The following is a 23879-nucleotide window of genomic DNA, read 5'->3' as shown; positions in this document are numbered from 1 at the left end:
TCCGTAGGGGCGCAATGTCAACATTCCGCCCCTACGGAGCTTGTACCATTGAATGCATCGGTAACTATAAACATGGCGCTCCTAACGGAGCTGCATGCTCAAAGACGCCCCGATTATTTCTGAGAAGGCGGCGCGGGTTTCGGCAGATCGTACCAGACATCGCCGAGCTGTTGCATCTCTTCGTCGTCCAGCTCTGTAGCGATGGCTTGCAGCGAATCGCGGAGCTGCGCGGCGCTGGTGGCGCCGAGGATGGCCGAGGTGACGCCCGGCTGCCGCAAGACCCAGGCAATCGCCGCGTGCGTGAGCGCCTTGCCGCGCGCGGCGAAGAATCCTTGCAGGCGCTCGACCGCCGCAAAGTTGGCGTCGTTCCAGTAACGCTCGCGGTACATACGGCCGGCCACCGCGAAGCGCGTGTTGGCGGCGGGCGGCGCGTCGCGGTGATGCTTGCCGGTGAGCAGGCCGCCGGCCAGCGGGTTGTAGACGATCACCCCGACGCCTTGATCCACGCAGAGCGGCAACAGCTCGGCCTCGATGTCGCGCGACAACAGATTGTAGCGCGGCTGCGCCGAATCAAAGCGCGCCACCCCCAGCCGCTCGCTCGTCCACAGCGCTTTCGCCAGCTCCCAGGCCTTGAAGTTCGAGCAGCCGACGTAACGCGCTTTGCCGCTCTGCACGATGGCGTCCAGGGCGCTGAGCGTTTCATCAATCGGCGTGTCGGGATCGGGCGCGTGGACTTGATAGAGATCAACGTAATCGGTCTGCAAGCGCCGCAGGCTCGCTTCGATGGCGTCGAGGATGTGCTTGCGCGACAGCCCCGCGTCATTCGGGCGCTTGCCCATCGGGTGACGGCATTTGGTCGCCAGGATGAAATTGTCGCGCTTGCCTGCAAGCCAGCGCCCGACGATCTCTTCGGTGCGTCCGACGCTGTCGAGCGCCACCGGCACAGGGTAAACGTCCGCCGTGTCAATGAAGTTGACGCCGCGCGCGGCGGCTTCGTCCATGATGGCAAACGATGTCGGCTCGTCGCATTGGTGGCCGAACGTCATGGTGCCGAGACAGATTTCGGTGACTTTCAGCCCGGTTCGCCCCAATCGCTTGATCTTCATCGCCGTCGCCTCCTTTGTCGAAAATAGCATTCTAACCAGCCGGCGCGGTGCTTGGCCAAGCCGGCGGACGGCCTTTGTGACATTGTGCTTGTGGAATCTGTCAGCGGGTCGGTATAATTTTAAGTCGCTGTCAGACCTCTCAAGGCGCACTGATGAACCAATGTGATTCAAGCTTTGCCTGCCGGTCTTTGCAGGTTTTCTGTTGCAAGATTTCGCTCGCCACGACTTCTATCGTAGGGCGAACCCGCAATCGAACAAGAGGGTAGGGGATTTAAAGCGCGGCCCGTGTCTCTCCGAATCCATCAGCCAATTATCGCCCGGTTGATTCGGTCGGCTTGCGCCAACGTAGTAAGGAGATTGGGAGAATGAGAAAAGCAGTCATCTATTCGCTGGCAATCGCCTTGACGCTGTCAATGCTGCTATTGCCTGAGATCAGCCGCCGCGCCACCGTGCAGGCAGCCGATGCGCCGGAATTGAATAAGCTCGGCCCCGACACGATCAGCACGGGGGCGCCGACCTTTACGGTGCGCATCGAAGGACACGGCTTCGTTGACGGCTCGGTCATCGTGCTTGACGGCCAGCCGCTCGCTTCGAGCCGCGTCGTCAGCAAGAAAGTGATCGTTGCCGAAGTCGATGCTTCGGTGGTCGCCGCACCCGGCACGCACAGCTTTTTCGTGCGCAACCCGGATGGCCAGAGCAGCCAGACGGCGACGCTGACGGTGGTTGATCCGACCACTGAGTTTTTCATCCGCCTGCCGATCAACTCTGTGCAGGAAGGCGCCAACGGCGTCATCGCGCCGTTTCTTACCGGCCAGGGGCTGGACAAAGTGACCAAGGTCCTCGTCGGCGGCAAGTCGGTCAACTTCGACATCATCAACGATACCCGCTTGCAATTCATCGTCCCGCAGAAATTCAATAACGTGCCGGCACGCATCCCCATCACGGTCGTCAATAAACAGGGCGAGTATTCAAACACCGAAATCTTTTTCATCGTGCCGCGCGCCCCGCGGATCAATGCCCTCGAACCGTCCCGCCTTGAGGTCGGCACCGAAGACGTCTTGCTGAAGGTCTTCGGCGTCTTCGACGACGACGCGCAGATTGTCGTCAACGGCGTGGCGCTGCCGACGACGCCGAGAAAAGGACACCTCGAAGCGACGCTGCCGGGCAACCTGGTGGCGCAACCCGGCGAGTTGATCGTGCGCGTCGAACAGCAGGGCGTACAGTCGGAAGACGAGATTCTGCCGGTCAGCCCGTCGGACGATCCCTTCATCTTTACGGTGGCGCCGCTGCGCGTTCGCGTCGGCGAAGACCGCGCGACGATTGATATTGTCGGCGACAACTTCGGCGAAGGGACCACGGCGCTCATCGACGGACAGGAGGCGAAGATCAAGGGCCTGACCAAACGCCGCTTGACCGTCGTGATCAGCAGCGATCTGCTCGCCGCCCCCGGCACGCACACCGTGCAGGTCAAGAAGGGCGATGTCGTAACCAGCACCTTCACCTTCCAGGTGGTGCCCGATGTGACGGTGACGACCTTTGCCGGCGTGGCGCGCGAAGGCTTTAACACGGACGCCTGCGTGTCAGCAGCGACGGCGATGTTCCGCCGCCCGCGCCGCATCGCGCTGGGGCCGGATGGCTTGCTCTACATCACGGATCAGCAGAACCATGTCATCCGCACGCTGAACCCGGCGACCGGCGAAGTCTGCACGTTGGCCGGCACCGGTAAAGAAGGCTATAAGGATTCGGCAGACACGACCGACGCGCCGACCTTCTCGTACCCGAATGGCGTCGTTGTCGCTGCCGACGGCACCGTCTACGTCAGCGAAAACGGCAACAATGTCATCCGCCGCATCCGCCGCTCGGGAAGCACGATCACGGTTGACACCTTCTCAGGCGATTACCGCGAGATCGGCAGCGCCGACCGACAGAAGGCGTTCAACAGCACGAAGATTGGCCTGGATGGCTTCCACGACGGACCACTGATCGGCGCGGCCTACCGCTTGCCCGACGATATGGTGATTGGGCCGGACGGCTCGATCTACGTCGCAGACGCGGCTAACCATGCGATTCGCCGCATTCACGATGGCCAGGTCGAAACGCTCGCCGGCAACGGCGTGCCGGGCTTTGCCGACGGCATCGGGCCGAATACGCGCTTCAACACGCCGACCGGGCTGGCCTTATCGCTCGACGGTCAGACGCTGTATGTCGCCGACACCAACAATCACCGCGTCCGCCGCATTGACCTGACGACGCGGCGCGTCGGCACGCTGGCCGGCAGCGGCGCCGCCGGGCAGGACGACGGCCCGCGGGGCGAAGCGAGCTTCAATCAGCCCATCGGCCTGGCGGTGGATACGGACGGGACAGTGTATGTCTCGGAAGTGCTCAACAACGACATTCGCCGCGTTGACACGCAAGGCAATGTGACCTCGCTGGCCGGCAAAGGGGCCGAGCGCTTCCGCGATGGCACCGGTGCGGATTCGTATTTCGACAACCCGCGCGGCCTGGCCATAGACCGTCTGCACGGCATCCTCTATGTCGTGGATACAGAGAATCAACGCATACGTCAGATCACGCTGCGTTAAGGGAAAGACAAAAAAACGAGCTGGATGGGCTGACTCTCAAGGGTCGGCCCATTTTTTTTGCGACCGCTTGCGCCCGTTTGCTTTGAAAGTCACTTGGGGCGTCAGGCGTTTCGCTTTAACCTGTAAGCCCGGCCCTCGATGCCTCCCCGGCCCGTTTGGCGCTCGTAAAGGCGCGGAACCATTCTTGCCTTCAATCCTTATCTGAGAGGCCGCAATGCGAATCCTTGCCGCCAGCCGACTTTTCTTTTTGATAAACTTGACAATAATAGACTCATATTTTATGCTGTTATTGATGCAAATTTCAGTTTGAACAAGCAAGATAACACAGCATCAAGGCTGGCAGTTCGCAGGGGGATTGAGGCAAAAGAGCGGTGAGATTTAAAGATTATTACGAGATTCTGGGAGTGAAACGCGAGGCCAGCGAGGATCAGATACGCCAGGCGTATCGCAAGCTGGCACGCAAGCACCACCCGGATTTGAACCCTGGAGACAAAGCCGCCGAAGAAAGGTTCAAGGAGATCAACGAGGCTAACGAAGTCCTCTCCGACCCCGAAAAGCGCAAGCGTTACGATCAGCTTGGGGCGAACTGGCGCGACGGCGCCGAGTTTACGCCGCCGCCGGGTTGGGGCCAGGTGAATGTTGATTTCGGCAACCTGCGCGACATTTTCGGCGGCGCGGCGGGCGCACAAGGCGCAGGGGCGGGCGGCGGCGCGTTTAGCGATTTCTTTGAAATGCTCTTTGGCGGCAGCCGTGAGGCTGGTCCCGCCGACCCACGCCGGGCGCGCCCACGCGGGCGGGCGCGCGGCCAGGACGCCGAAGCCGAAATGGAGATTGCGCTTGAAGACGCGCATCGCGGCGGGCGGCACCGCATCACCTTGCAAGCGGTGCGCGCCTGCCCGACCTGCAACGGCACAGGCATGTCGAGCGGCGTCGTCTGTACGGCGTGCAGAGGCACGGGGCAGGTGTTAAGCCCGAAGACGATTGAAGTGAACATCCCGCCGGGGGCGCGCGCCGGCTCGGTCATCAAGCTGCCGAAGCAAGGGCAGCCCGGCGCCGGCGGCGGTGAGGCCGGCGACCTCTTTGTCCGGCTACAGCTCAAGCCGCATCCGGCCTTTACGGTGACGGGCGACGATTTAACCACGGACGTGCCGTTGACGGCGTCTGAAGCCGTGCTTGGCGCGACGATTGAAGTGCCGACGATTGACGGCAAGGCGGAAATGAAAGTCCCCGCCGGCTCGCAGAGCGGTCAGCGTTTGCGGCTGCGCGGGCAGGGCTTGAACAAACGCGGTGGCGGGCGCGGCGACCTCTACGTCCGTTTGAAGATCGTCGTGCCGACCCACCCGAACGAGCGCGAGAAGCAGCTCTATCAAGAGCTGACCTCGGCCAGTCAGTTCAAGCCGAGAGGATGACATCGAGAGGGTGACAAGTGACGAGTGACAAGTGACAAGAGAGGAACAAGACTAAGCGTGGCGTGCAGCCATCTTGTCACTTGTCACTCGTCACTTGTCACTGAGTGAGGGAATCATGGATATCAACCGATTTACAGAGAAAGCGGCAGAGGCGGTGCGCGCCGCCCAGACTCTGGCGACGCGCTACAGCAATCAGCAGATCGAGATTGAGCATTTGCTGCTCGCCTTGCTCGAACAGCAGGGCGGGCTGGTGCCTTCGGTGCTGACGCGCGCCGGAGTCAACATCGAGCCGCTGCATGCGGCCATCGAGCGCGAAGTGGACCGTTTGCCGAAAGTCAGCGGCCCGTCGGGGCCTGTGGATCAGGTCTATATCACGGCGCGCCTGAACAAAGTCTTTGTCGCCGCCGAAGACGAGGCGAAGAAGCTCAAGGACGATTACATCTCGGTCGAGCATCTGTTGCTGGCCATCATTGACGAAGGCGGCGCGGCATCGCGTGCCTTAAAGACTGCCGGCGCGACCCGCGACCGCATCGAGAAGGCGCTGGTCGAAGTGCGCGGCCATCAGCGCATCACCTCGCAGAATCCTGAGACTACCTACGAGGCGCTGGAACGCTACGGGCGCGACCTGACGAAAGCCGCCGCGCAGGGTAAGCTCGACCCGGTCATCGGGCGCGACGACGAGATTCGCCGCGTCATTCAAGTGCTTTCGCGGCGCACCAAGAACAACCCCGTGCTGATCGGCGAGCCGGGCGTCGGCAAGACCGCCATCGTCGAGGGCCTGGCGCAGCGCATCATTCGCGGCGACGTGCCGGAGAGCTTGAAAAATAAAAAGATCGTCTCGCTCGACATGGGCGCGCTGGTGGCGGGCGCCAAGTATCGCGGCGAGTTTGAAGAGCGCTTGAAAGCGGTGCTGAAAGAGATTCAGGCGCGCGAAGGCGAGATCATTCTTTTCATTGACGAGATGCACACGATTGTCGGGGCCGGCGCGGCGGAAGGCTCGATGGACGCCTCGAACTTGCTCAAGCCGATGCTGGCGCGCGGCGAGCTGCATTGCATCGGCGCGACGACGCTGGACGAGTACCGCAAGCATGTCGAAAAAGACGCGGCGCTCGAACGGCGCTTTCAGCCGGTGATCGTTGACCAGCCGACGGTCGAAGACACGATCTCGATTTTGCGCGGTCTGCGCGAGCGCTACGAGCTGCATCACGGCGTGCGCATCAAGGATTCGGCGCTGGTGGCGGCGGCGGTGCTGTCGGAGCGTTACATCTCTGACCGCTTCCTGCCCGACAAGGCGATTGACCTGGTTGACGAAGCGGCGGCCAAGCTGCGCACCGAGATCGATTCGATGCCGGCGGAGCTGGACGAGAAATCGCGCCGCATCATGCAGCTTGAGATCGAGCGCGAGGCGCTGAAGAAGGAGACCGACGAGGCATCGCAGCGACGGCTCGAAAAGCTCGAAAAGGAGCTGGCCGATCTGCGCGCCGAGGCCGACCAGATGTCGGCGCAGTGGCAGGCCGAGAAAGAGTCCGTGCAGAAGCTGCGCACCCTGCGCGCAGAGATCGAGCAGACGAAGATTGAAATCGAAAAGGCGCAGCGCGAATACGACCTCAACCGCGCCGCCGAGCTTCAGTACGGCAAGCTGACGCAGCTCGAACAGCAACTGCGCGAGTATCAGGAGGGCTTGGAGAACAAGCAGGCGCGCGGCAGGCTGTTGAAAGAAGAGGTGGACGAAGAAGACATCGCCGAAGTCGTCAGCCGCTGGACCGGCATCCCCGTCTCAAAGCTATTGGAAGGCGAGTTACAAAAACTGCTGTCGCTCGAAGAACACCTGCACGAGCGCGTCGTCGGCCAGGACGAAGCCGTTAGCGCCGTATCCGACGCGGTGATCCGCGCGCGCTCCGGCCTGAAAGACCCGAACCGGCCCATCGGCTCGTTCATCTTCCTGGGGCCTACGGGCGTCGGCAAGACCGAGCTGGCGCGGGCGCTGGCGGGCTTTCTCTTCGACGACGAGCACGCCATGATCCGCATAGACATGTCCGAGTATCAAGAGAAGCACACCGTGGCGCGCTTGATCGGCGCGCCGCCCGGATATGTCGGTTACGAAGAAGGCGGGCAGTTGACTGAAGCGGTGCGCCGCCGGCCTTACTCGGTGATTCTCTTTGACGAGATCGAGAAGGCGCACGCCGATGTCTTCGGCGTGCTGCTGCAAATTCTCGACGACGGGCGGCTGACGGATGGCCAGGGGCGCGTGGTGAACTTCAAGCACGCGATCATCATCATGACGTCGAATATCGGCAGCCACTTGATTCTCGAATACAGCGGCAGGCTCGAAGGCGAGCAGTACGAAGAGATGAAGGACAGCGTGCTGGAAGCGTTGCGGCATCACTTCCGGCCTGAGTTCTTGAACCGGGTTGACGAAATCATCGTCTTCCACGCGCTGACGAGAGCCGACCTGAAGAAGATCATCGATATTCAGCTTGAACGCTTGCGCGGGCGGCTCGGCGAGCGGCGCATCAAGCTGAAGCTCACGGAGCGGGCGAAAGAGCATCTGGCCGAAGCCGGGTTCGACCCGGTCTACGGCGCGCGCCCGTTGAAGCGCGCGATTCAACGCGAGATCGAAACGCCGTTGTCGCGGGCGATCTTGAAGGGCGAAGCGAAAGACAACTCGGTGGTGATTGCCGATCTTGCCAACGGCGCGATCACCTTTCAGAGCAAGCCGCTGGCGGCTGAGTCAGGGGACAGGAAGCAGGAAGCCGCGGGCAGCTCAGAGTAGCTGAACGCCACGGGCTGAGCAGGGGCAATGCAGGGGCGGCATTGATGCAGATGGGCCGTAGCACGGATGCTTACTGCTAACGGCCTGCTGGCTCCTTCCCCTCGCTGTGCTATGATTGAAGTACGCGCGGTTGACGAGCCCGTGGCAGGAGGTCAGAATCGCATGGCTGAGATGCTTGTGATGCGACGCGCAAACGGCGACCTCTTCACCCGCGAGACCAACGGGCAGCCACGCATACCCGTCTGGTCAAGCCGCGCCGCCTGCGCCCGTTATCGAGAGCGCAATCCCGAGCTCCTGACTTACTCGCCCGCGCGCCTGGACGAGGCGCTGATTAAGCGCATCGCCGGTGACAAAAGCGGAGAGCGGCGCGCGACTTTCTTGCTAATGGCAGAGGACGCGCCGGACGCTAACCTTGACCGGGGGAGAGCGATTTCCCTCGACCGGCTCTTACTCGATGCTCGCGTCGCCGGCGCGGTGACTGCGCGCGGCTAGCACGATCAATTTCGATTGCGCCGGCGCTCGTAGCCTGAGTCCAACGCAGAACAAGGAGGATGGGAATGATCTCTTACGACGACATACGCCAGTTGCAGCAGCACCCCTCTGGTCCTGATTCCTGCATTCTTAGCCTGTATGTGAATGTTGACCAGTCGAACGCCGCGAACTTGAATCGCGGCTTCATCACCCAGGTCGAAAACCTCTTCCGCCAGATGGCCGAAGACGAGAAGCTCGACCACCGCGAGCGCCTCGACGCCGAAAGCAAGCGGGCGCTGGCGTTCCTCGCCGATTACTCGGCGCGTGGCAAAGGGCTGGTCATCTTCAGCGACTCGAAGCGCGACTTCTGGTGGCAACGTGACCTTCAGGTGGCGGTGCCGACCGGCATCCGCTGGTCACAAAAGCCCTGGCTGCGCCCGCTGCTCGAATTGCTCGAAGACCACGACCGCTATGCGGTCGTCTTGATCGATAAGCAGCGCGCCCGCGTGCTTACGGTAGACGCCAGCGGCATGCAACAGCACACGGAAGTGCTATCGGACGTGCCGAACAAGCACGCGACGACCGGCACCGATCACATCATGTCGCAGACCCAGATGCAGCGCGACCATGACGAGCATGTCCGCGCCCATGTGCATCGCGTCATTGACGAGCTGACCGGCGTGGTGGATCGCCTGGGCCTGTCGCGGCTGGTCATCGGCGGCCCGGTCGAAGCGACTTCGACGCTGGCCAATCAACTGCCGAAGCGGCTGGAGCAGATGATCATCGGGACGATTGCGGTGCCGCTCGATGCCAGCTACGAGCGGTTGTCGAACGAGCTGCATAAGGTGCAGCAGCAGAGCGAAGGCGAAGATGAAGCGCGGCTCGTCGAATCGATGATTACGGCGGCGATGAAAGGCGACCGCGCCGTGCTCGGCATCGGCGACACGCTGGCGGCCATTCAAGAGCAGCGCGTCTATCGCATGGTCGTCGCCCGCGATTATCGGCTGGAAGGCAAGGAATGTAATGCCTGTCACGTTCTGGTCGTTGATGGCGATTCGCAGTGCGCCTTCTGCGGCGGCGATTTGAAGGCGGCGCCCGACCTGATCAATCGCGCCTCGCACCGCGTCATCGAGCAGGCCGGCAAGGTGCAGATCGTTTCCGGCCCGGCGGCAGACAAGCTCGCCGGCACCGGCGTCGGCGCGGTGCTGCGATTTTAAGAAGTGATGAGTTGAGAGTGATGTGTGATGCGGATGAGCAGGGAACGGGCATTCACGCCCCACTTTCAACTCATCACTCGTCACTGATTCCTAAGGAGACTATGGCTCTAGTACCGACCGTCATCGAGACATCGAGCAGAGGCGAGCGTCATTACGACATCTACTCGCGGCTGCTCAAGGAAAACATCATCTTCATCGGCACGCCGATTGTCGAAGAGATCGCCAATCTGGTCGTCGCCGAACTGCTCTTTCTGGAATCGGAAGACCCCGACCGCGACATCTCGATCTACATCAACAGCCCCGGCGGCTCGGTGTCGGGGGGGCTGGCCATCTACGACACCATGCGCTTCATTAAGCCGGACGTGGTGACCATCTGCATGGGGCAAGCGGCCTCGATGGCGGCTTTGCTGCTCGCCGCCGGGACCAAAGGGAAGCGCTTCGCGCTGCCGAATGCGCGCATCCTGATTCATCAGCCCTCGGTGGGTCGCATCGGCGGCCAGGCGACCGACATTCGCATCCACGCCGAAGAGATGTTGCGCATGCGGGCGGTGCTGTCGCAGATTCTCGCCGACGCCACCGGGCAGCCATTCGCGAAGATCGACGAGGACGTCGAGCGTGATTTCATCCTCAGTCCGCTACAGGCCATCGAGTATGGCCTGATCGATGCGACGCTGAGCTCGCGCAATGAACCGAAAGAAAACGACCGCTAGGGCAGGCTCATCATGGCAAAGACCGGAAAAATTTTCATCGAGCGCATCAGGGACGAAAGCAGCTATCGCCGACCGAGCGGCCCGTTGTGGCAGCCTTCAGTTGATATCTACAAGACCCCTGATGGCTGGAAGATCAAGTTTGACCTTGCGGGCGTCCGCCCCGAAGACATTCAGGTGTTGCAGATCGACAACGCCCTCGTGGTGCGCGGCGTCCGGCGCGATTCGGTAATGACCGAAGGGTGGAGCTATTACCAGCTAGAGATCACCTATAGCCGCTTTGAGCGCGTTATCAAAATCCCCTGCGACCTGTCGCAGTCCGAGATACGCAGCGAAGCCGCCGACGGCTGGGTCATCCTCCACATTGATTGCAACGTAGAAAAGTCAGAAGTCGGGAGCCAGTAGTCAGAATGAGCAGGGAGGCGCGACCAGTGTGCTCACTGCCGCCGACCTTCGTTTTCATTCTGACTGCTGACTGCTGACTGCTGACTTCCGAGGAAAGAGGAATGTCAGAGAATATTGAAAGACCGCAAGAACCGCAAACCCTCGAATTGCCGATCCTGCCGCTGCGTGGCACGGTTGTCTTCCCGTCGGGCATCTCGCCGCTGACGGTCGGGCGGCCCCTGTCGTTGCGCGCCGCAGAGGCGGCGCTGGCGACCGAAGAAAAGCTGCTCGGCGTCATCGCCCAGCGCGGCGACCAGGACGCCGAGCCGACCGCCGGCACCCTTTATCAAGTCGGCACCCTCGTCGTCATCAATCGCATGATGCGGGCGCCGGGTCAGGAAGACGTGCTGCATCTGATCGTCCAGGGGCAGGAGCGCTTTCGCGTCATCGGCTTTACCGAACAGGAGCCTTATTTCAAAGCGCGCGTCGAGATTCTGCCCGAGCCCATCAGAGAGCAGACGCCCGAAGTCGAAGCCTTGCAGCGCAACATTCAGGCGCTGATTCAGCGGGCGCTGACGCTGCTGCCGAATGTGCCGCAGGAGATTCGCAACATCATCGTGCAGTCGGAAGACGCCGTGCGTTTGGCTTACTTCCTCGGCTCGATGCTTGACCTCGGCGTCGAGCAGGAACAGGCGTTGCTCGAAGCCAACACCGAAGGCGAGCTGCTGCGGCTGATGCATTCGTACCTGGCGCACGAGGTCGAAGTTCTCGACATTCGCAGCAAGATCAGCAACCAGGCGCAGGAAGAAGTCGGCAAGGCGCAGCGCGATTACATCCTGCGCGAGCAGATGAAGCAGATTCAAAAAGAGCTCGGCGAGACCGAGCCTGAGCAGGCCGAAGCCGCCCTGCTGCGCGAGCGCGTCGAGAAAGCCGACCTTCCCGAAGACGTGCGCAAGGAGGCCGAGCGCGAGCTCAAGCGGCTCGAACGCCTGCCCGCCGCCGCGCCCGATTACCATGTCATTCGCACCTATCTCGAATGGGTGCTCGACCTGCCCTGGAACAAGAGCACCGAAGATGATCTCGACTTGAACAAGGCGAAGGCGATTCTTGATGAGGATCACTATGATCTGGAAGACATCAAGGAACGCATCCTCGAACATCTGGCGGTCATCAAGCTGAACCCGCAAACCAAAGCGCCCATCCTGTGCTTCGTCGGCCCGCCCGGCGTCGGCAAGACCAGTCTCGGACAGTCCATCGCCCGCGCGATGGGCCGCAAGTTCGAACGCATGTCGCTAGGCGGCATGCGTGACGAAGCCGAGCTGCGCGGTCACCGCCGCACTTACATCGGCGCGATGCCGGGCCGCATCATTCAAGCCTTGCGCCGCGCCGGCGTGAATAACCCGGTGATGATGCTCGACGAAGTCGACAAGCTCGGCATGGATTTTCGCGGCGACCCGGCGTCGGCGTTGCTTGAGATTTTAGACCCGGCGCAGAACAACACCTTCCGCGATCATTACCTCGACCTGCCGTTCGATCTGACGAAGGTGATGTTCATCGCCACGGCCAACTCGCTGGCGCCGATCCCGCCGGCCCTGCGCGACCGCATGGAGGTTATCCAACTGGCCGGCTACAGCGAGGAAGAGAAGCTGCACATCGCCCGCCGCTACCTGGCGCCGCGCCAGATCAAAGAAGCGGGCCTGGCGGTCGAGCAACTGCAAATTACCGACGAGGCGATACAGGCGCTGACCGCGCTCTACACACGCGAGGCCGGCGTGCGCCAGCTTGAGCGCACCATCGGACGGCTGGCGCGCAAGGTGGCGTTGAAGGTGGCGCAAGGCCAGGGCGACGTCTTTACGATCAAGCCCGAAGACCTGGAAGCTTATCTCGGCCCCGAGCGCTTCTTCCGCGAGATGGGCCGCGAGAACTTGCCGCCGGGCGTTGCCACAGGGCTTGCGGTGACCGAGATGGGCGGCGAAGTGCTGTTCATCGAAGCGACCTTGCTGCCCGGCTCGAAGGGGCTGACGCTTACGGGTCAGCTCGGCGAGGTGATGCAGGAATCGGCGCGCGCGGCGCATAGCTACCTGTGGTCGCATGGCTTTGAGCTCGGCATCAACGCCCGCGAAGTTTTCGAGAAGAACGGCGTCCACGTTCACGTCCCGGCGGGCGCGATACCGAAAGACGGCCCCTCGGCAGGCGTGGCGATTGTCTCGGCGCTGGCGTCGCTATGCTCGGGCCGCCCTGTGCGCGGCAACACGGCGATGACCGGCGAGATCACGCTGAGCGGCCTGGTCTTTCCCGTCGGCGGCATCAAGGGCAAAGTGCTGGCGGCGCGGCGCGCCGGCATGAAGCGCGTCGTCTTGCCCATACGCAACCGCCCCGACCTGAAGGACGTGCCCGAAGAGGCGCGGGGCGATCTCGAAATCGTCTTCGTCGAGCGCATTGATGAAGCCTTGTCGCAAACGCTGATGCCGCCAAGCGAAGGCGCGCCGCACGCGCCGGCAGAGACCGAACCGGTCGGCGCCGGCACCGAAGCGAACTTCGAGAGCGGCGAAGCGCACGCCTGATTTTTAAGAGCCGACCTGAAGAGCGCGCCGGGAACCAACCCCCGGCGCGCTCTTTTTGTTTTCGAAGGGAACGCCACAGCGGGCGAGTCAACGGTCTGCCGGCTGGCGGATGATGCCGTGCGCGTGGCCGGTCATGACTTCTTTGCCGTGCTGGTTGCGGCAGAGAAAAGTTGAAGATTGGCGGATGAAACGCTCTTCGGTTTGCAACTCGGTAATCGTCACCTCGCAGGTCACGGTGTCGCCGGCGAAGACCGGGCGCAGGAATTGAAAGCAGAGCTCGCGGGCGATGAAATTCATGTCGCCGCCGACCTTTGTCGGCAGCGTCGCCGTCAGCAGCCCGTGCGCCATCAAGCGGCCCTGCGCGTCATACTCCATGTGATGCACGCCTTCGTCACCCGATACGCGGCTGAACAGGCGGATGTCTTCTTCCGTGAAGGTTCGCTGCCAGGATCGCACGTCGCCTACTTGCATACGGCTGTCTCGCCTCCTATAACGGTTTGCAAACGCATATCGTCTTAGCCACTAACGCGCCAGGGCACATCACTATCTTAGTACCTAATTTGCTCAGATAAAAACATGAATACAGATCATCGACAGCCACGTCGCAGTCAGGACAAGAGTAATTGGCAACCGTCAGGCAGGGGCGGCGCGCGAGGCATGGACTCGTACTTTATTTCCTAAATCAATTGTGATATATCTTGCGCCCTGACATATCCCAGGCACTCTCAAGCTAAAGAATATGGATGCCTATAGCTGAAACCACCTGTGAAAACTTTATCAGGAGATGATGATGGCAGATAAACCGAACATCCTCTTTATTCTCGTGGACCAGATGCGCATGCCGCCCAGCCAGCCTAACCTCACCCCCAGGCTGGAAGCACTCAATCAGGTCCTGAGCTTCGACCCCGACATGCAGGACGATAACCCGTTCCTCCCCTTCTTCCCTGCCTTCCGCCGTCTTCGCCGCCACAGCGTCCGCCTGGCCCGGCACCACATCGCGTCGTCGGCCTGCGTTCCCAGTCGGGCGACGCTGATCACAGGCCAGTACCCTAGCCGGCACCTGGTCACGCAGACGGCGGGCATGTTCAAGCAGGACTACGATCCCGGCTTCCCCTGGTTGCCCAACAATCAGGTTCCTACTATCGGCGACTGGTTCCGCGCCGCCGGCTACACCACGCACTATTTTGGCCGTCACGACTTCACGACGCCGCCGGTCCCCAGCCTGGAGGAGTGGGGCTTCAGCGATTGGGCGACGTCGTGGCCGAGCAGCCAGGGCGGCGGGCCGGGTAACCTGGGCATCTTTCGCGACATTGGCTTTGCCGACGTGGCCAACACCTTTTTCAATCGCAAGGCGCTCGGCTACGAGACTAACGTCCGGAACATCTACAACAACACGAACGCCACCTCGGACCAGACGCCCTGGTTTGCGGTGGCCGCCTTCGTCAACCCGCACGATATTACGGGCTGGCCGCTCCCCTGGCTCGGGGGTGCCCAGCCTTTGCCGGCTAAGGATAACGGCAACGCCTCGGATGACGCCTTCGAACGGATCGGCGCGCTGCTCCGGGCCCCGGCGCCGATCCCGCAGCAGGGCGACAGGAGCGCGCCGCCCGCCGGGGGGACGTACCAGGTGGGGCTCAATCCTCAAGGCTTCCCACAAGACAACAGTGTGCTCTCGCCGAACTGGAACAGCGATCTAAAGACGAAGCCCACCTGTCAATACGAGGCTTCTTTCAAGATCAGTCAGGGGTTCCTGGCCCAGTGGCCGCAGCAGCTCTGGCAGGCGGCCCCGCTTCCCTACAAGTCCGCCGCGCGCGCCCAAGAGTGGATGCTGGCTCACCTACAAGCCTATGTTTACTTTCAGTACCTGGTCAATCTGGAGATCGACAAAGTCCTGGCCACCCTTGAGCGAAACGGCCTTCTGGACAATACCATCGTCATCTTCACCTCTGACCACGGCGAGATGGGCGGTGCCCACGGCGGTCAGGTCGAGAAATGGCACAACGCCTATCGCGAGACTATCCACGTGCCGTTCATCGTATCGAGTTCGCTGGTCAACCCTGAGCCAGATCGGATGCGCGACATCGACTTCGTCACCAGCCACATCGACCTCGCCCCCACGCTGCTGGGGTTTGCGGGCTACCACGAGGCCAAACAGTCGGCGCTCAAGTCGCTCATTCTGGGCCACGAGGTGTACGAGCTTCCAGGCCGCGACCTCAGCCTCGCGATCAACGGCGAGCCGGCATCAACAGGGAACAACGAGCCGGCAGGTGTCCTGTTCGTGACCCAGGACGACATCACCTTGCCGACAGACCGCAGCAGCCTGCCGGCGACGTTTGTGAACTACCTGAAGATCGTCAAGGACGCCATCGCGCAGGGCAAACAGCAGACGACGGAAGGTCCCATCGCTCAGCCCAACCACGTTTATGCTTACTGTGAGGCGGCGTGGAAGCTGGTCAGGTACATCGATGGGCGGCGCGCCGATGCCACGTCGACCGACGCGCAGGAGTTCGAGCCCGACCAGTGGGAGCTTTACTACCTGGGTCAGGACCCCGGCGAGGACATCAACCTCGTGAGCTGGCGGAATGGGGAGCCGGTGCCCGAGCCGGGTCGGATTCCCGAGAGCTGGAATCTGACCGAGAGAGAGGTGGTCGCTGCACTCGACCGGCTCCGCAAGGAGCTGGCGGCAGCCATGGCCCGCGTCGGCTACGCTCCCAACGGAGGCCCGGCGAGCAGGCAGGAACTGGCCGCAGTCCAGAGGTTCGCGCGGTACGACTTCAACGCCCCCTGAAGGCCGTCGAGCGCCACCGAGCATGCAATCATCACCCGATTGAAAATCGCCCTGGTGATTTGGCGTGAGCCCTACTTTGCGGCTTCCGGCGAAAAGCACCACAGATCGCGGTTGAGCAGTCCGCCCCAGGATTTGTCATACGGATGAACGGCCTTCACCTGCCGCTCGTCTTGAACAACCGGGCGGCCTTCGTTGGCCCACTCGAAGATCGAGCCTTCGAGGTTATGCACGTTCGTGTAGCCGCGCTTGATCAGTTTCTCGGCGAGCGCCGACGAGCGATAACCGACCGAGCAGTAAGCGACGATCAGTTGATCTTTGCCGGCATCGGCAAGCGCCGCGAGTCCCTGCTGTTCGGAAGTCGCCAGTCTCGCATTCGGCAGGTGACTGACCGCGTATTCTTCGTCGCCGCGCGCATCGAGCAGGATGGGCGGCCTGGCATCCGCCGCCAGATGCCGGCTCAGATCATCGGTCGTCATCTGCGGCACGTCGGGAAACTTGTCACGCACCATGCGTTTGATGGCCGGCCAGTCGCCGGTGGTCTTCTTCGAGCAGGCGATGGCCCAGACGCCGAAGAGTGCGGCGGCGCAAAGCCCGAGGCGCAGCCAGCCGCGAAAACGTTTGCCGGTCAAAGGGAAGATCGTCATGTCGAATGCACCTGAAACGCTCCGGTCAATGCCACGACAGCTCGCGCGCCGTATCGTCGAGCGGCGTTGCCTGACCGGCTTTCACGTCGGCGGCCCATGTCGCCACGTGCGCGCCGCCGCCATCGCGATAGCTGAACTGGACGACGATGGCGCTCGTTGGCTCGGATGACGCGGTGGCGCGCCAGCCATCAATCTGTACCGCTTCGCCCTGGCGCTGGCGGTAGAAGACCGTCGAGTAAAGATACTGCTGCACGGTGAAGTTCTCTTTGCGCGAATTGCTCTCGCGCACCAGGCGGATGGCTTTCTCGGTATCGGGCTGAAGCTGCTCGCGGACAAGGACGGTCGCGGCCGCCGCGATAATCAGCAGCGGCAGATAAATGAAAGCGATTCTCGGCCAGCGATCAAGCAGACGGCGAATCATCGTCATAGGTCATTTGACGCCGCGTCAGCCGGCGGGATTAATCAGCGCGTCACAGCGCGGGCATGGCTCGTTGGCGGCGTCGGCTGAAATGGTGAAGCCGCAGACCGGGCAGGCCCGCTGGTTGAGCCGCTTTTCGATCATCACGTAAACGATCAGCACCAGGGCGCCGAACAAGACTCCCAGCAGCAATTTCATCGCCGCTTCAATTGCCTCCGCGCATAAATTTCCGGCTCGTCGAATAGTTGAAGAAAGCCGCCAGGAAAAATATTAACGCCGAACCGGCGGTGACCACCAGCAGCGGCGCGCGCTGTGATTGATAAGCGTCAAGGCTCAGGTAAGCGAAGATGACGCCGAGCAGGGCGCAGACGATGGCGTTGCGCTGGTAGGCGTAACTGGTCTTTTGCGAGGTCGTCTTGTTGCGCTGGATCAGGGCGTTGACGGCGCGCACTTCGTCTTCGCAACTGCCGCGACAACTGATGCCATTGCCGACATCTATGGCGCAGGCATGGCAGATCGCCTTGTTGCAGTTCTTACAGATCGCGACGGCGTCCGCCGTGGCGTGGTTGAAGCACTTCATGGCTGATGGCTTCCACGGCTCACGCGCGCGCCTGGGCGTCGCTCATCTGCAAGTTGTCGTTCAACTGTTTGTCGCGGCGCACGCGCCAGATCTTGCTGTCGAGGTAATAATGAGTGAAAGCGCCGCCCCAGATGAACGCCATCCAGAAGCTGTCAGGCTTGACCACGGTGTAATGCGGGATGTGATAAGCGGCGCCGAACAGCAGCGCGAAGCCGATGTAGCGCCAGACGTTCTTGCTGATGACCGAAGCCGCGCCATAGCTTGTCGCGCCGGCGCGCGCATACTTGTTGCGGTTGTGAAACCAGATGATGCGATGGTACTGAAGGTTGTGATAGATCGTCAGCGTCGCGACCGCGGAGAGCGCCCCGGCGGCAGCCGGCTGCACCGGCTCAAGCAGCCGCAGCACGATCCAGTGCATGGGCATACAGGCGGCCAGCAGCAACAGCTTGGGCAGGTTGATCGGCTGACGCTGGTAGAGCCGCTGCGCCTGGCGTCCGACGAACAGCGCCAGCGAAATTAAGAAGGCCGAGAAGACGAAAGTTTCTACCCACCAGGCCGGCCCCGATTCGACCGGCAACCGCATCGCCTCCAGCCGCTCGCGGGCGGCGTAGCTGTGTGTGAGGAATCTCACAAACGGGTAGGTCATGCCAAGCAGGATGAAGGCGCGGTCAATCAGGTTATCGATTTCGGCCAGATCATGGTTCTTCTTCTTGTAAAGAATCATGAAGCCATAGTGCTGCTTCACCAGATGGTAATAGGCCCACAGCGAGGCGAAAAAGAAGAAGGCCGGGCCGAAGGTGCTGGTGCGCAAGGCCATGTCGAGCAGCAGCATGGAAGGGCCGAGCAGGAAAAGCGACAAGGTGCCGTAGTAGAGGCGAGCGCGCTTGCGGCGTTCGTCGCTGTCGGCGTAGGTGCGCGAGACGGTGCCGAACACATGCGGGCCATCGAAGCCGAGCGCCCACACCCACACCATCAGCATGACCGACATCCCCAGTTTCACCAGCGCCAGGTTTGCCGCCAGAAACAGGTAGCTCGCTACGACGCTGCCGATGAACCAGATGAGATCGTCTTTGCGGCTGATGATCCAGCCCGCCGCCGCCCGGCCCTGTGCTTTGTCGTCAACCCGCATAACTGTTGCTGCCATACACTTGTCTCCTTAAGCTCCCGCCGCATGGGTGGAGCCTACACAGATAAGCCGAAATCATTCGGCGAGGTTAACGGGGCTCCGCCTGTTTAGGATGCATTGCAAACTGAGAAACTGAAAGACTATCCAACGGCCCGCTAGTTTATCACAACCGGCATTCGATTGCACAAAGGCAAATCTTCGCTGCGCCCGGTCATCTGCCGAGCCGCATATGATCTACCATGATGCAGCGATCCTGCACGACTTGAATGCCGGCGCGGGCGAGCCGCTCGGCGGCCCGGTCGTTGCGGATGCCGAGTTGAAACCAGACGGCGCGGGGCGCTTTCGCGAGGATGTCTTCGATGTGCGGCTCGATGTCTTCGCTGCGCCGGAAGACGTTGACCATATCCAGCTCGACGGGCACGTCTGCCAGCCGCCGATAGACTTTCTGCCCGAGAATCTCTGTGACCTCCGGGTAGTAGACCGGCACCGGGATGACCTCAAAGCCAGCCTTCTGAAGGTAGTCGGGGACATAGAAAGCCGGCTGTCCCGCCTGCCGCTCGGTCTTGATTCCCAGCACGGCGATGCGCCGGGTGTTGCGTAACAAGGCGTTGATCTGTTCGCCATTGTTGATGAGATTCTGTTGCCAGTTCGTCATGGTTCGGCCTCCGAAGATAACCCTGTTGAAAAATATAAAACAACTTGATCTTCATTATACGGCTTTCAGCCGGGCGGCGCGATATCGAAGAAACGGCAGCCACTCACGCGAGTGGCTGCCGTTTCTGCTTTCTTCGGTTGTCTTCGCGGATTAATAGCGGGCCTGGGCGATGATCGCTGCGAGAATGTCATCCACCTGCGGCAGAATCTCGTCCTCTAAATCGGGATGATAAGCGACGAACGTATCGGTCGCCGCAACGCGGCGCACCGGCGCGTCGAGGTTTTCGAACAACTCGTCGGCGATGCGCGCCGCGATCTCTGCGCCGTAGCCCCACGAGCGCGCGTCTTCGTAAACGACGATGGCTTTGCTGGTCTTCCGCACCGAGCGGCTGATCGTCTCCATGTCGAAGGGACTCAGGCTGCGCAGGTCAATCACCTCGACGCTGACGCCGTTCTCCTCTTCGGCCTTCTTGGCGGCGACCATCGAGCGAAAGACCGTCGCGCCAAATGTGATGATCGTTACGTCCGAGCCTTCGCGCACGACTTTCGCCTTGCCGAACGGCACCATGTAATCGGCGCCGGGGTAAGCGCCCTTGTTGTGCGTCTGACGGTAGAGGTGTTTGTGCTCAAGGAACATCACCGGATCGTCCGAGCGAATCGCGGTGCGCAGCAAGCCATTGGCATCAAGCGCATTCGACGGCATCACGACGCGGATGCCCGGTGTATGCGTAAACAGCACCTCGCTCGACTGGCTGTGATAGATCGCGCCGCCCTTCAGGTAACCGCCGCAGGCGACACGAATCACCATCGGGCACTTGAAAGCGTTATTCGAGCGCCAGCGCAGCACCGACACTTCGTTGCGCAGTTGATGCATCGCCGGCCAGATGTAATCGAAGAACTGTATCTCCGGCACAGGCTTCATGCCGCGCGTCGCCATGCCTAGCGCCCGCCCGATGATCGTCGCCTCGGCAAGAGGCGAATTGAAGACGCGGGCGCTGCCATACTTGCGCTGCAAGTTGTAGGTGACCTTAAAGACGCCGCCCTTGCCTTTGACGCGCTCAAGGTACTGCTCGCGGCTGGCGTCGGCAACGTCTTCGCCGAAGACGACGATTCGCTCGTCGCGCGCCATCTCGTCGAGCAGGCAGGCGTTGATCAAATCGAGCATGGTCTTCGGGTCGCCTTCGACCGTGGCGCTTTCGGTGTCGAAGGCCGCCGAAGTCGGATCGACGTCGGGCGAATAAACGTAGAGCGTCGCCGTCTCCTTGGCGGGCGCGGGCGCCTGCACGGCGGCGTCGGCTGCCGCGCTGACCTCGGCGTCTACTTCCTGCTTGATGCGCTTAAGCTCGTCTTCGCTCAACAGCCCTTCGGCGATCAGGTAGCCGGCGAAGGTGCGCAGCGGATCGCGCTCGGCCTCGGCGGCGCGCTCTTCTTCGGGGCGGTAGAGGCGTTCGTCGTCCGACAGCGAGTGCGAATACGGGCGGATCACGTGAGCATGAACCAGCGCCGGGCCGCGCCGCTCGCGGCAGTGGGCGACCGCCCGCTTCATCGCCGCGTAACTGGCCAGCGGGTCGCAGCCATCCACCTCTTCGAGGTAGAGGTTCGGGAAGTTTTTGACCAGCTCGGAAATCTTGCCGCCGGCGGTCTGCACTTCGACGGGCACAGAGATGGCGTAGCCGTTGTCTTCGATGAGGTAGAGGACGGGCAGCTTGAGATTGCAAGCCGAGTTGAGCGATTCAAAGAACTCGCCTTCGCTGGTCGTGCCGTCGCCGGCAGAAACATAAGTGACCCCGTCCGCCTGATAGCCGCGGATCATTTCTGTGTTGCCGATCAGCGCGGCGCGATAGTCGGCTTCGGCGCAGCCGACGGCTTGTAGGAACTGCGTCCCCGTCGGCGACGAGCGGCTGACGATGTTGAGCCTGGTGCTGCCCCAGTGACTCGGCATCTGCCGCCCGCCCGACGCCGGGTCGTCTGCCGCGCCGGTCGCGCCCTTCAGCATCTCTTCCGCCGTGACGCCGAGCGTCAGACAGAGGGCGCGGTCGCGATAGTAGGGGTAGAACCAGTCATAGCCCGGCTTCAAGGCCAGCCCGGCGGCGACTAAGATGGCTTCGTGCCCCGCGCCTGAGATTTGAAAGAAGATTTTATTCTGCGCCTTGAGCTGAATCTCTTTGTCATCAACGCGCCGCGACGTATACATCAACTGATAAATACGAATCATCGCCTCGCGGTCAAGCCCGTGATACTTTTCAATCTGCGGCTGTACAGCCATAACACCTCTCGATTTTGGATTTTGGATTTTGGATTTTAGATTGCTGAGCTGAAGCAACAAGCAGGGCAGGCTGTTGCTCAATCCAAAATCTAAAATCTAAAATCCAAAATCACTTTGTTGTTGCTGCCGACGCCGGGCGAAACTCGGTGATCTGGCCGGCGATGGCCGATGCGGCGACCGTATAAGGTGACGCGAGATACATTTGTCCGGGGCCGCTGCGGCCGGGAAAGTTGCGGTTCTGAGCGCTGATGACTACCTGCGTCTTTAAGGTGCTGACGCCCGGCCCGGCGTTGATGCAAGCGCCGCAGCTCGGCTCGATGATCTGCGCGCCCACTTGATTGAATATGTCGATGTAACCTTGCTGCTCGGCGTAGCGACGCACTTCCTGCGAGCCGAACTGGATGAAGCACTGCACGTCGGCGTGGACGCGACGGCCTTGAGCCAGCGCCTCGCGGAAGACGCGAGCGTACATGTCCATGTCTTCCTTTTTGCCCGCCGTGCAAGAGCCGCCGTAAGCAATATCGATCTTCACCGGATCAGTCATCTCATCAACAAAGAGGCCGTTGCCGGGGTCGCCCGGTGTGGCAATCATCGGGCGCAGGCGGCTGGCGTCAATGTCAATCGTCAGCGCGTATTCGGCCTGCGGGTCACTCTGCATGCCGGCGCACAGCGCTTCGGCTTCAGTGCGCGACAGGCCGCGCTCGACCAGGAAATCGACCGTCTTGTTGTCGGCGGCGACGATGCCCGTGAAGCCGCCGACCTCGGCGGCCATGTTGGTCATGGTGGCGCGCTCATCGATGCTCAACTCGGCGACCGCTTCGCCGGCGTATTCGATGATCTTGCCGATGGCCTGGCCGTTGCGGACAAAGTCTGTGCGCAGGATTTCGAGCATGAAATCTTTGGCGGTAACGTTGTCGGGCCGTCTACCGCTGACCCGCACGCGCACCTGTTCGGGGACGCGGACGCGCACGTCTTTGGTGATCCACGAATTGAAGACGTCGGTCGTGCCGACGCCGAAGGCGACCGCGCCAATCGCGCCGGCGTGCGGCGTGTGGGAATCACTGCCGATGATGACCTGACCGGGCAGCGCGTAGTTTTGCAAGATCAAGCTGTGGCAGATGGCTTCCGAGCCTTTGCGATCTTTCAAGCCGCCGTGCAGGCGTATGCCCTGCTTGCCTGCAAACTCGGCCTGCTTGCGAATCAGCTCATGGGCGAGGTCGAGTAAGCCCATCGCCTTGCGCTCCGGCGGCATCACGTCGTCGAGAAAAGTCAGGTGGTCTTGAAAGAAGTAGACCGACGCCGGATCGTTGACCGGCTCGTCGCCGACCAGTTGCTCATAAAAGATGGCCGCCATCGGCGTGACGTACTCGTGGCTGAAGCGTATGTCTGTGCGCACGAAGCCGGCGTCGCCCGGCTTGACCGCTTCGACGCCGGTGGCGTCTTTCGAGAGGTCTGTGACAAAGTGGCGCGCAAAGATTTTTTCTGCCAGCGTCATCGCCCGGCTTGCGGTCGTGACCGGCGGAATCTGCACATGGCCTTGCAAGCGGGCGACGTTGAATGGGAACAGCCCGCCATATTCGATGATCTGCCGGGTGATCTCGTCTTCGCCCTCGGTGAACTCGGCGAGCGGAATCTCTTCGCCATCCTTGATGCGACGGATGAGATCAAAATTGGTCGAAGTCAGCAGGCCGAGGTTCTGGCAGTTTTGCCGATAGATGCGCTCGATGTTTTCGGCGATGACACAGCGCAGGCCGGCGGCGATTTCGGCATAAGGCGATTGCTCGCGGCTCGACCCTTTGCCGCGCCGCTTGCCGGAGACCGAAACGACGAAGCCGCCGCGTTTGACATCACCTTGCTTGATGGGAAACTCGTCGCCGCATTTCAACCCGAGGTAGACGAATTCCCCCAGGCGCTCGTCGAAGTGATAGCAGATGTAAGCCGGAGTGATCTCGTCTGTCGAGATGTCGTTGCGCAGCGGCGGAATCTGTGACGGGTCTAAATCGGTGCCTTCAAGTTGTGCGCGGACGGTGGCAGCGTCTTCGGCAAGGAAGAGGATGCGGCCTTCGAGGCGGACGCGGTCGGGGCGCTTCTCGACCTTGCGGTTCAACAGGCTTTGAATCATTCAGGATACCTCAATAAGGATATGAAATCCTCGCAGCCGATGAGCAAAAGCTCATCTGGCCACGAAAC

19 protein-coding genes are annotated in these 23879 nt (G+C 61.5%); 9 read left to right on the top strand and 10 right to left on the bottom strand.

The genetic code is table 11. The features are described from left to right. Positions 1-113: 113 nt before the first annotated feature. A complete protein-coding gene (locus tag VJ464_01000; protein HKQ03678.1) occupies positions 114-1106 on the bottom strand; it encodes an aldo/keto reductase in 993 nt (330 codons plus the stop codon). Between the two features lie 365 nt (positions 1107-1471). Between VJ464_01000 and VJ464_00995 the strand changes: the two genes are divergently transcribed. The 8 genes from VJ464_00995 (at position 1472) to lon (ending at position 13213) form a co-directional block, all read left to right on the top strand. Further along, the gene (locus VJ464_00995) at positions 1472-3688 is read left to right on the top strand and encodes an IPT/TIG domain-containing protein (protein HKQ03677.1); all 2217 of its coding nucleotides are present in this window, start codon (positions 1472-1474) and stop codon (positions 3686-3688) included. A gap of 371 nt (positions 3689-4059) precedes the next feature. Continuing rightward, positions 4060-5097, top strand: coding sequence for a J domain-containing protein (locus VJ464_00990; protein ID HKQ03676.1), 1038 nt, complete (start codon positions 4060-4062; stop codon positions 5095-5097). A 115-nt stretch (positions 5098-5212) separates the two neighbouring features. Continuing rightward, positions 5213-7870, top strand: a complete 2658-nt coding sequence (gene clpB / locus VJ464_00985; protein ID HKQ03675.1) for an ATP-dependent chaperone ClpB — start codon at positions 5213-5215, stop codon at positions 7868-7870. A gap of 162 nt (positions 7871-8032) precedes the next feature. Next, entirely contained in the window at positions 8033-8362 is a 330-nt protein-coding gene (locus VJ464_00980) for a hypothetical protein (GenBank protein HKQ03674.1), read from the top strand. Between the two features lie 65 nt (positions 8363-8427). Then, positions 8428-9558, top strand: coding sequence for a hypothetical protein (locus tag VJ464_00975; protein ID HKQ03673.1), 1131 nt, complete (start codon positions 8428-8430; stop codon positions 9556-9558). Positions 9559-9659: 101 nt separating this feature from the next. After that, on the top strand, positions 9660-10268 hold the full coding sequence (locus VJ464_00970) for an ATP-dependent Clp protease proteolytic subunit (protein ID HKQ03672.1): 609 nt from the start codon (positions 9660-9662) through the stop codon (positions 10266-10268). A 12-nt stretch (positions 10269-10280) separates the two neighbouring features. Then, positions 10281-10670 carry an Hsp20/alpha crystallin family protein gene (locus VJ464_00965; protein HKQ03671.1) on the top strand — a complete coding sequence of 130 codons (390 nt, stop codon included), beginning with the start codon at positions 10281-10283 and terminating at the stop codon, positions 10668-10670. A gap of 101 nt (positions 10671-10771) precedes the next feature. After that, positions 10772-13213 carry an endopeptidase La gene (lon, locus tag VJ464_00960; GenBank protein ID HKQ03670.1) on the top strand — a complete coding sequence of 814 codons (2442 nt, stop codon included), beginning with the start codon at positions 10772-10774 and terminating at the stop codon, positions 13211-13213. Between the two features lie 87 nt (positions 13214-13300). On the opposite strand, the gene VJ464_00955 is transcribed toward lon, so the two are convergent. Further along, positions 13301-13684 (bottom strand): MaoC family dehydratase, encoded by a 384-nt coding sequence (locus tag VJ464_00955; GenBank protein HKQ03669.1) that lies wholly within the window; start codon positions 13682-13684, stop codon positions 13301-13303. Between the two features lie 319 nt (positions 13685-14003). Here VJ464_00955 and VJ464_00950 point away from each other — a divergent pair, with 319 nt between their 5' ends. Continuing rightward, the gene (locus VJ464_00950; protein ID HKQ03668.1) at positions 14004-16001 is read left to right on the top strand and encodes a sulfatase-like hydrolase/transferase; all 1998 of its coding nucleotides are present in this window, start codon (positions 14004-14006) and stop codon (positions 15999-16001) included. Positions 16002-16072: 71 nt separating this feature from the next. On the opposite strand, the gene VJ464_00945 is transcribed toward VJ464_00950, so the two are convergent. The 8 genes from VJ464_00945 to VJ464_00910 all read right to left on the bottom strand — a co-directional run bounded on the left by VJ464_00945 (position 16073) and on the right by VJ464_00910 (position 23811). Continuing rightward, positions 16073-16645: a rhodanese-like domain-containing protein gene (locus tag VJ464_00945; protein ID HKQ03667.1), complete on the bottom strand. Its 573-nt coding sequence runs from the start codon at positions 16643-16645 to the stop codon at positions 16073-16075. A gap of 25 nt (positions 16646-16670) precedes the next feature. Further along, positions 16671-17072 carry a hypothetical protein gene (locus tag VJ464_00940; protein HKQ03666.1) on the bottom strand — a complete coding sequence of 134 codons (402 nt, stop codon included), beginning with the start codon at positions 17070-17072 and terminating at the stop codon, positions 16671-16673. Between the two features lie 18 nt (positions 17073-17090). Further along, positions 17091-17261, bottom strand: a complete 171-nt coding sequence (locus tag VJ464_00935; GenBank protein HKQ03665.1) for a hypothetical protein — start codon at positions 17259-17261, stop codon at positions 17091-17093. Between the two features lie 7 nt (positions 17262-17268). Further along, entirely contained in the window at positions 17269-17643 is a 375-nt protein-coding gene (locus VJ464_00930; protein HKQ03664.1) for a hypothetical protein, read from the bottom strand. 19 nt (positions 17644-17662) lie between these two features. After that, a complete protein-coding gene (locus VJ464_00925; protein HKQ03663.1) occupies positions 17663-18787 on the bottom strand; it encodes a hypothetical protein in 1125 nt (374 codons plus the stop codon). A 193-nt stretch (positions 18788-18980) separates the two neighbouring features. Continuing rightward, positions 18981-19424: a CoA-binding protein gene (locus VJ464_00920; protein HKQ03662.1), complete on the bottom strand. Its 444-nt coding sequence runs from the start codon at positions 19422-19424 to the stop codon at positions 18981-18983. Positions 19425-19574: 150 nt separating this feature from the next. Next, the gene (locus VJ464_00915) at positions 19575-21689 is read right to left on the bottom strand and encodes a dehydrogenase E1 component subunit alpha/beta (protein ID HKQ03661.1); all 2115 of its coding nucleotides are present in this window, start codon (positions 21687-21689) and stop codon (positions 19575-19577) included. A gap of 109 nt (positions 21690-21798) precedes the next feature. Next, positions 21799-23811, bottom strand: coding sequence for an aconitase family protein (locus VJ464_00910; GenBank protein HKQ03660.1), 2013 nt, complete (start codon positions 23809-23811; stop codon positions 21799-21801). Positions 23812-23879: the final 68 nt, after the last annotated feature.

Source organism: Blastocatellia bacterium (assembly GCA_035275065.1).
In the GTDB taxonomy this organism is placed as follows: domain Bacteria; phylum Acidobacteriota; class Blastocatellia; order UBA7656; family UBA7656; genus DATENM01.
The sequence above is the reverse complement of the archived record's forward strand: the minus strand, read 5'-3'. Positions and strand labels throughout refer to the sequence as shown.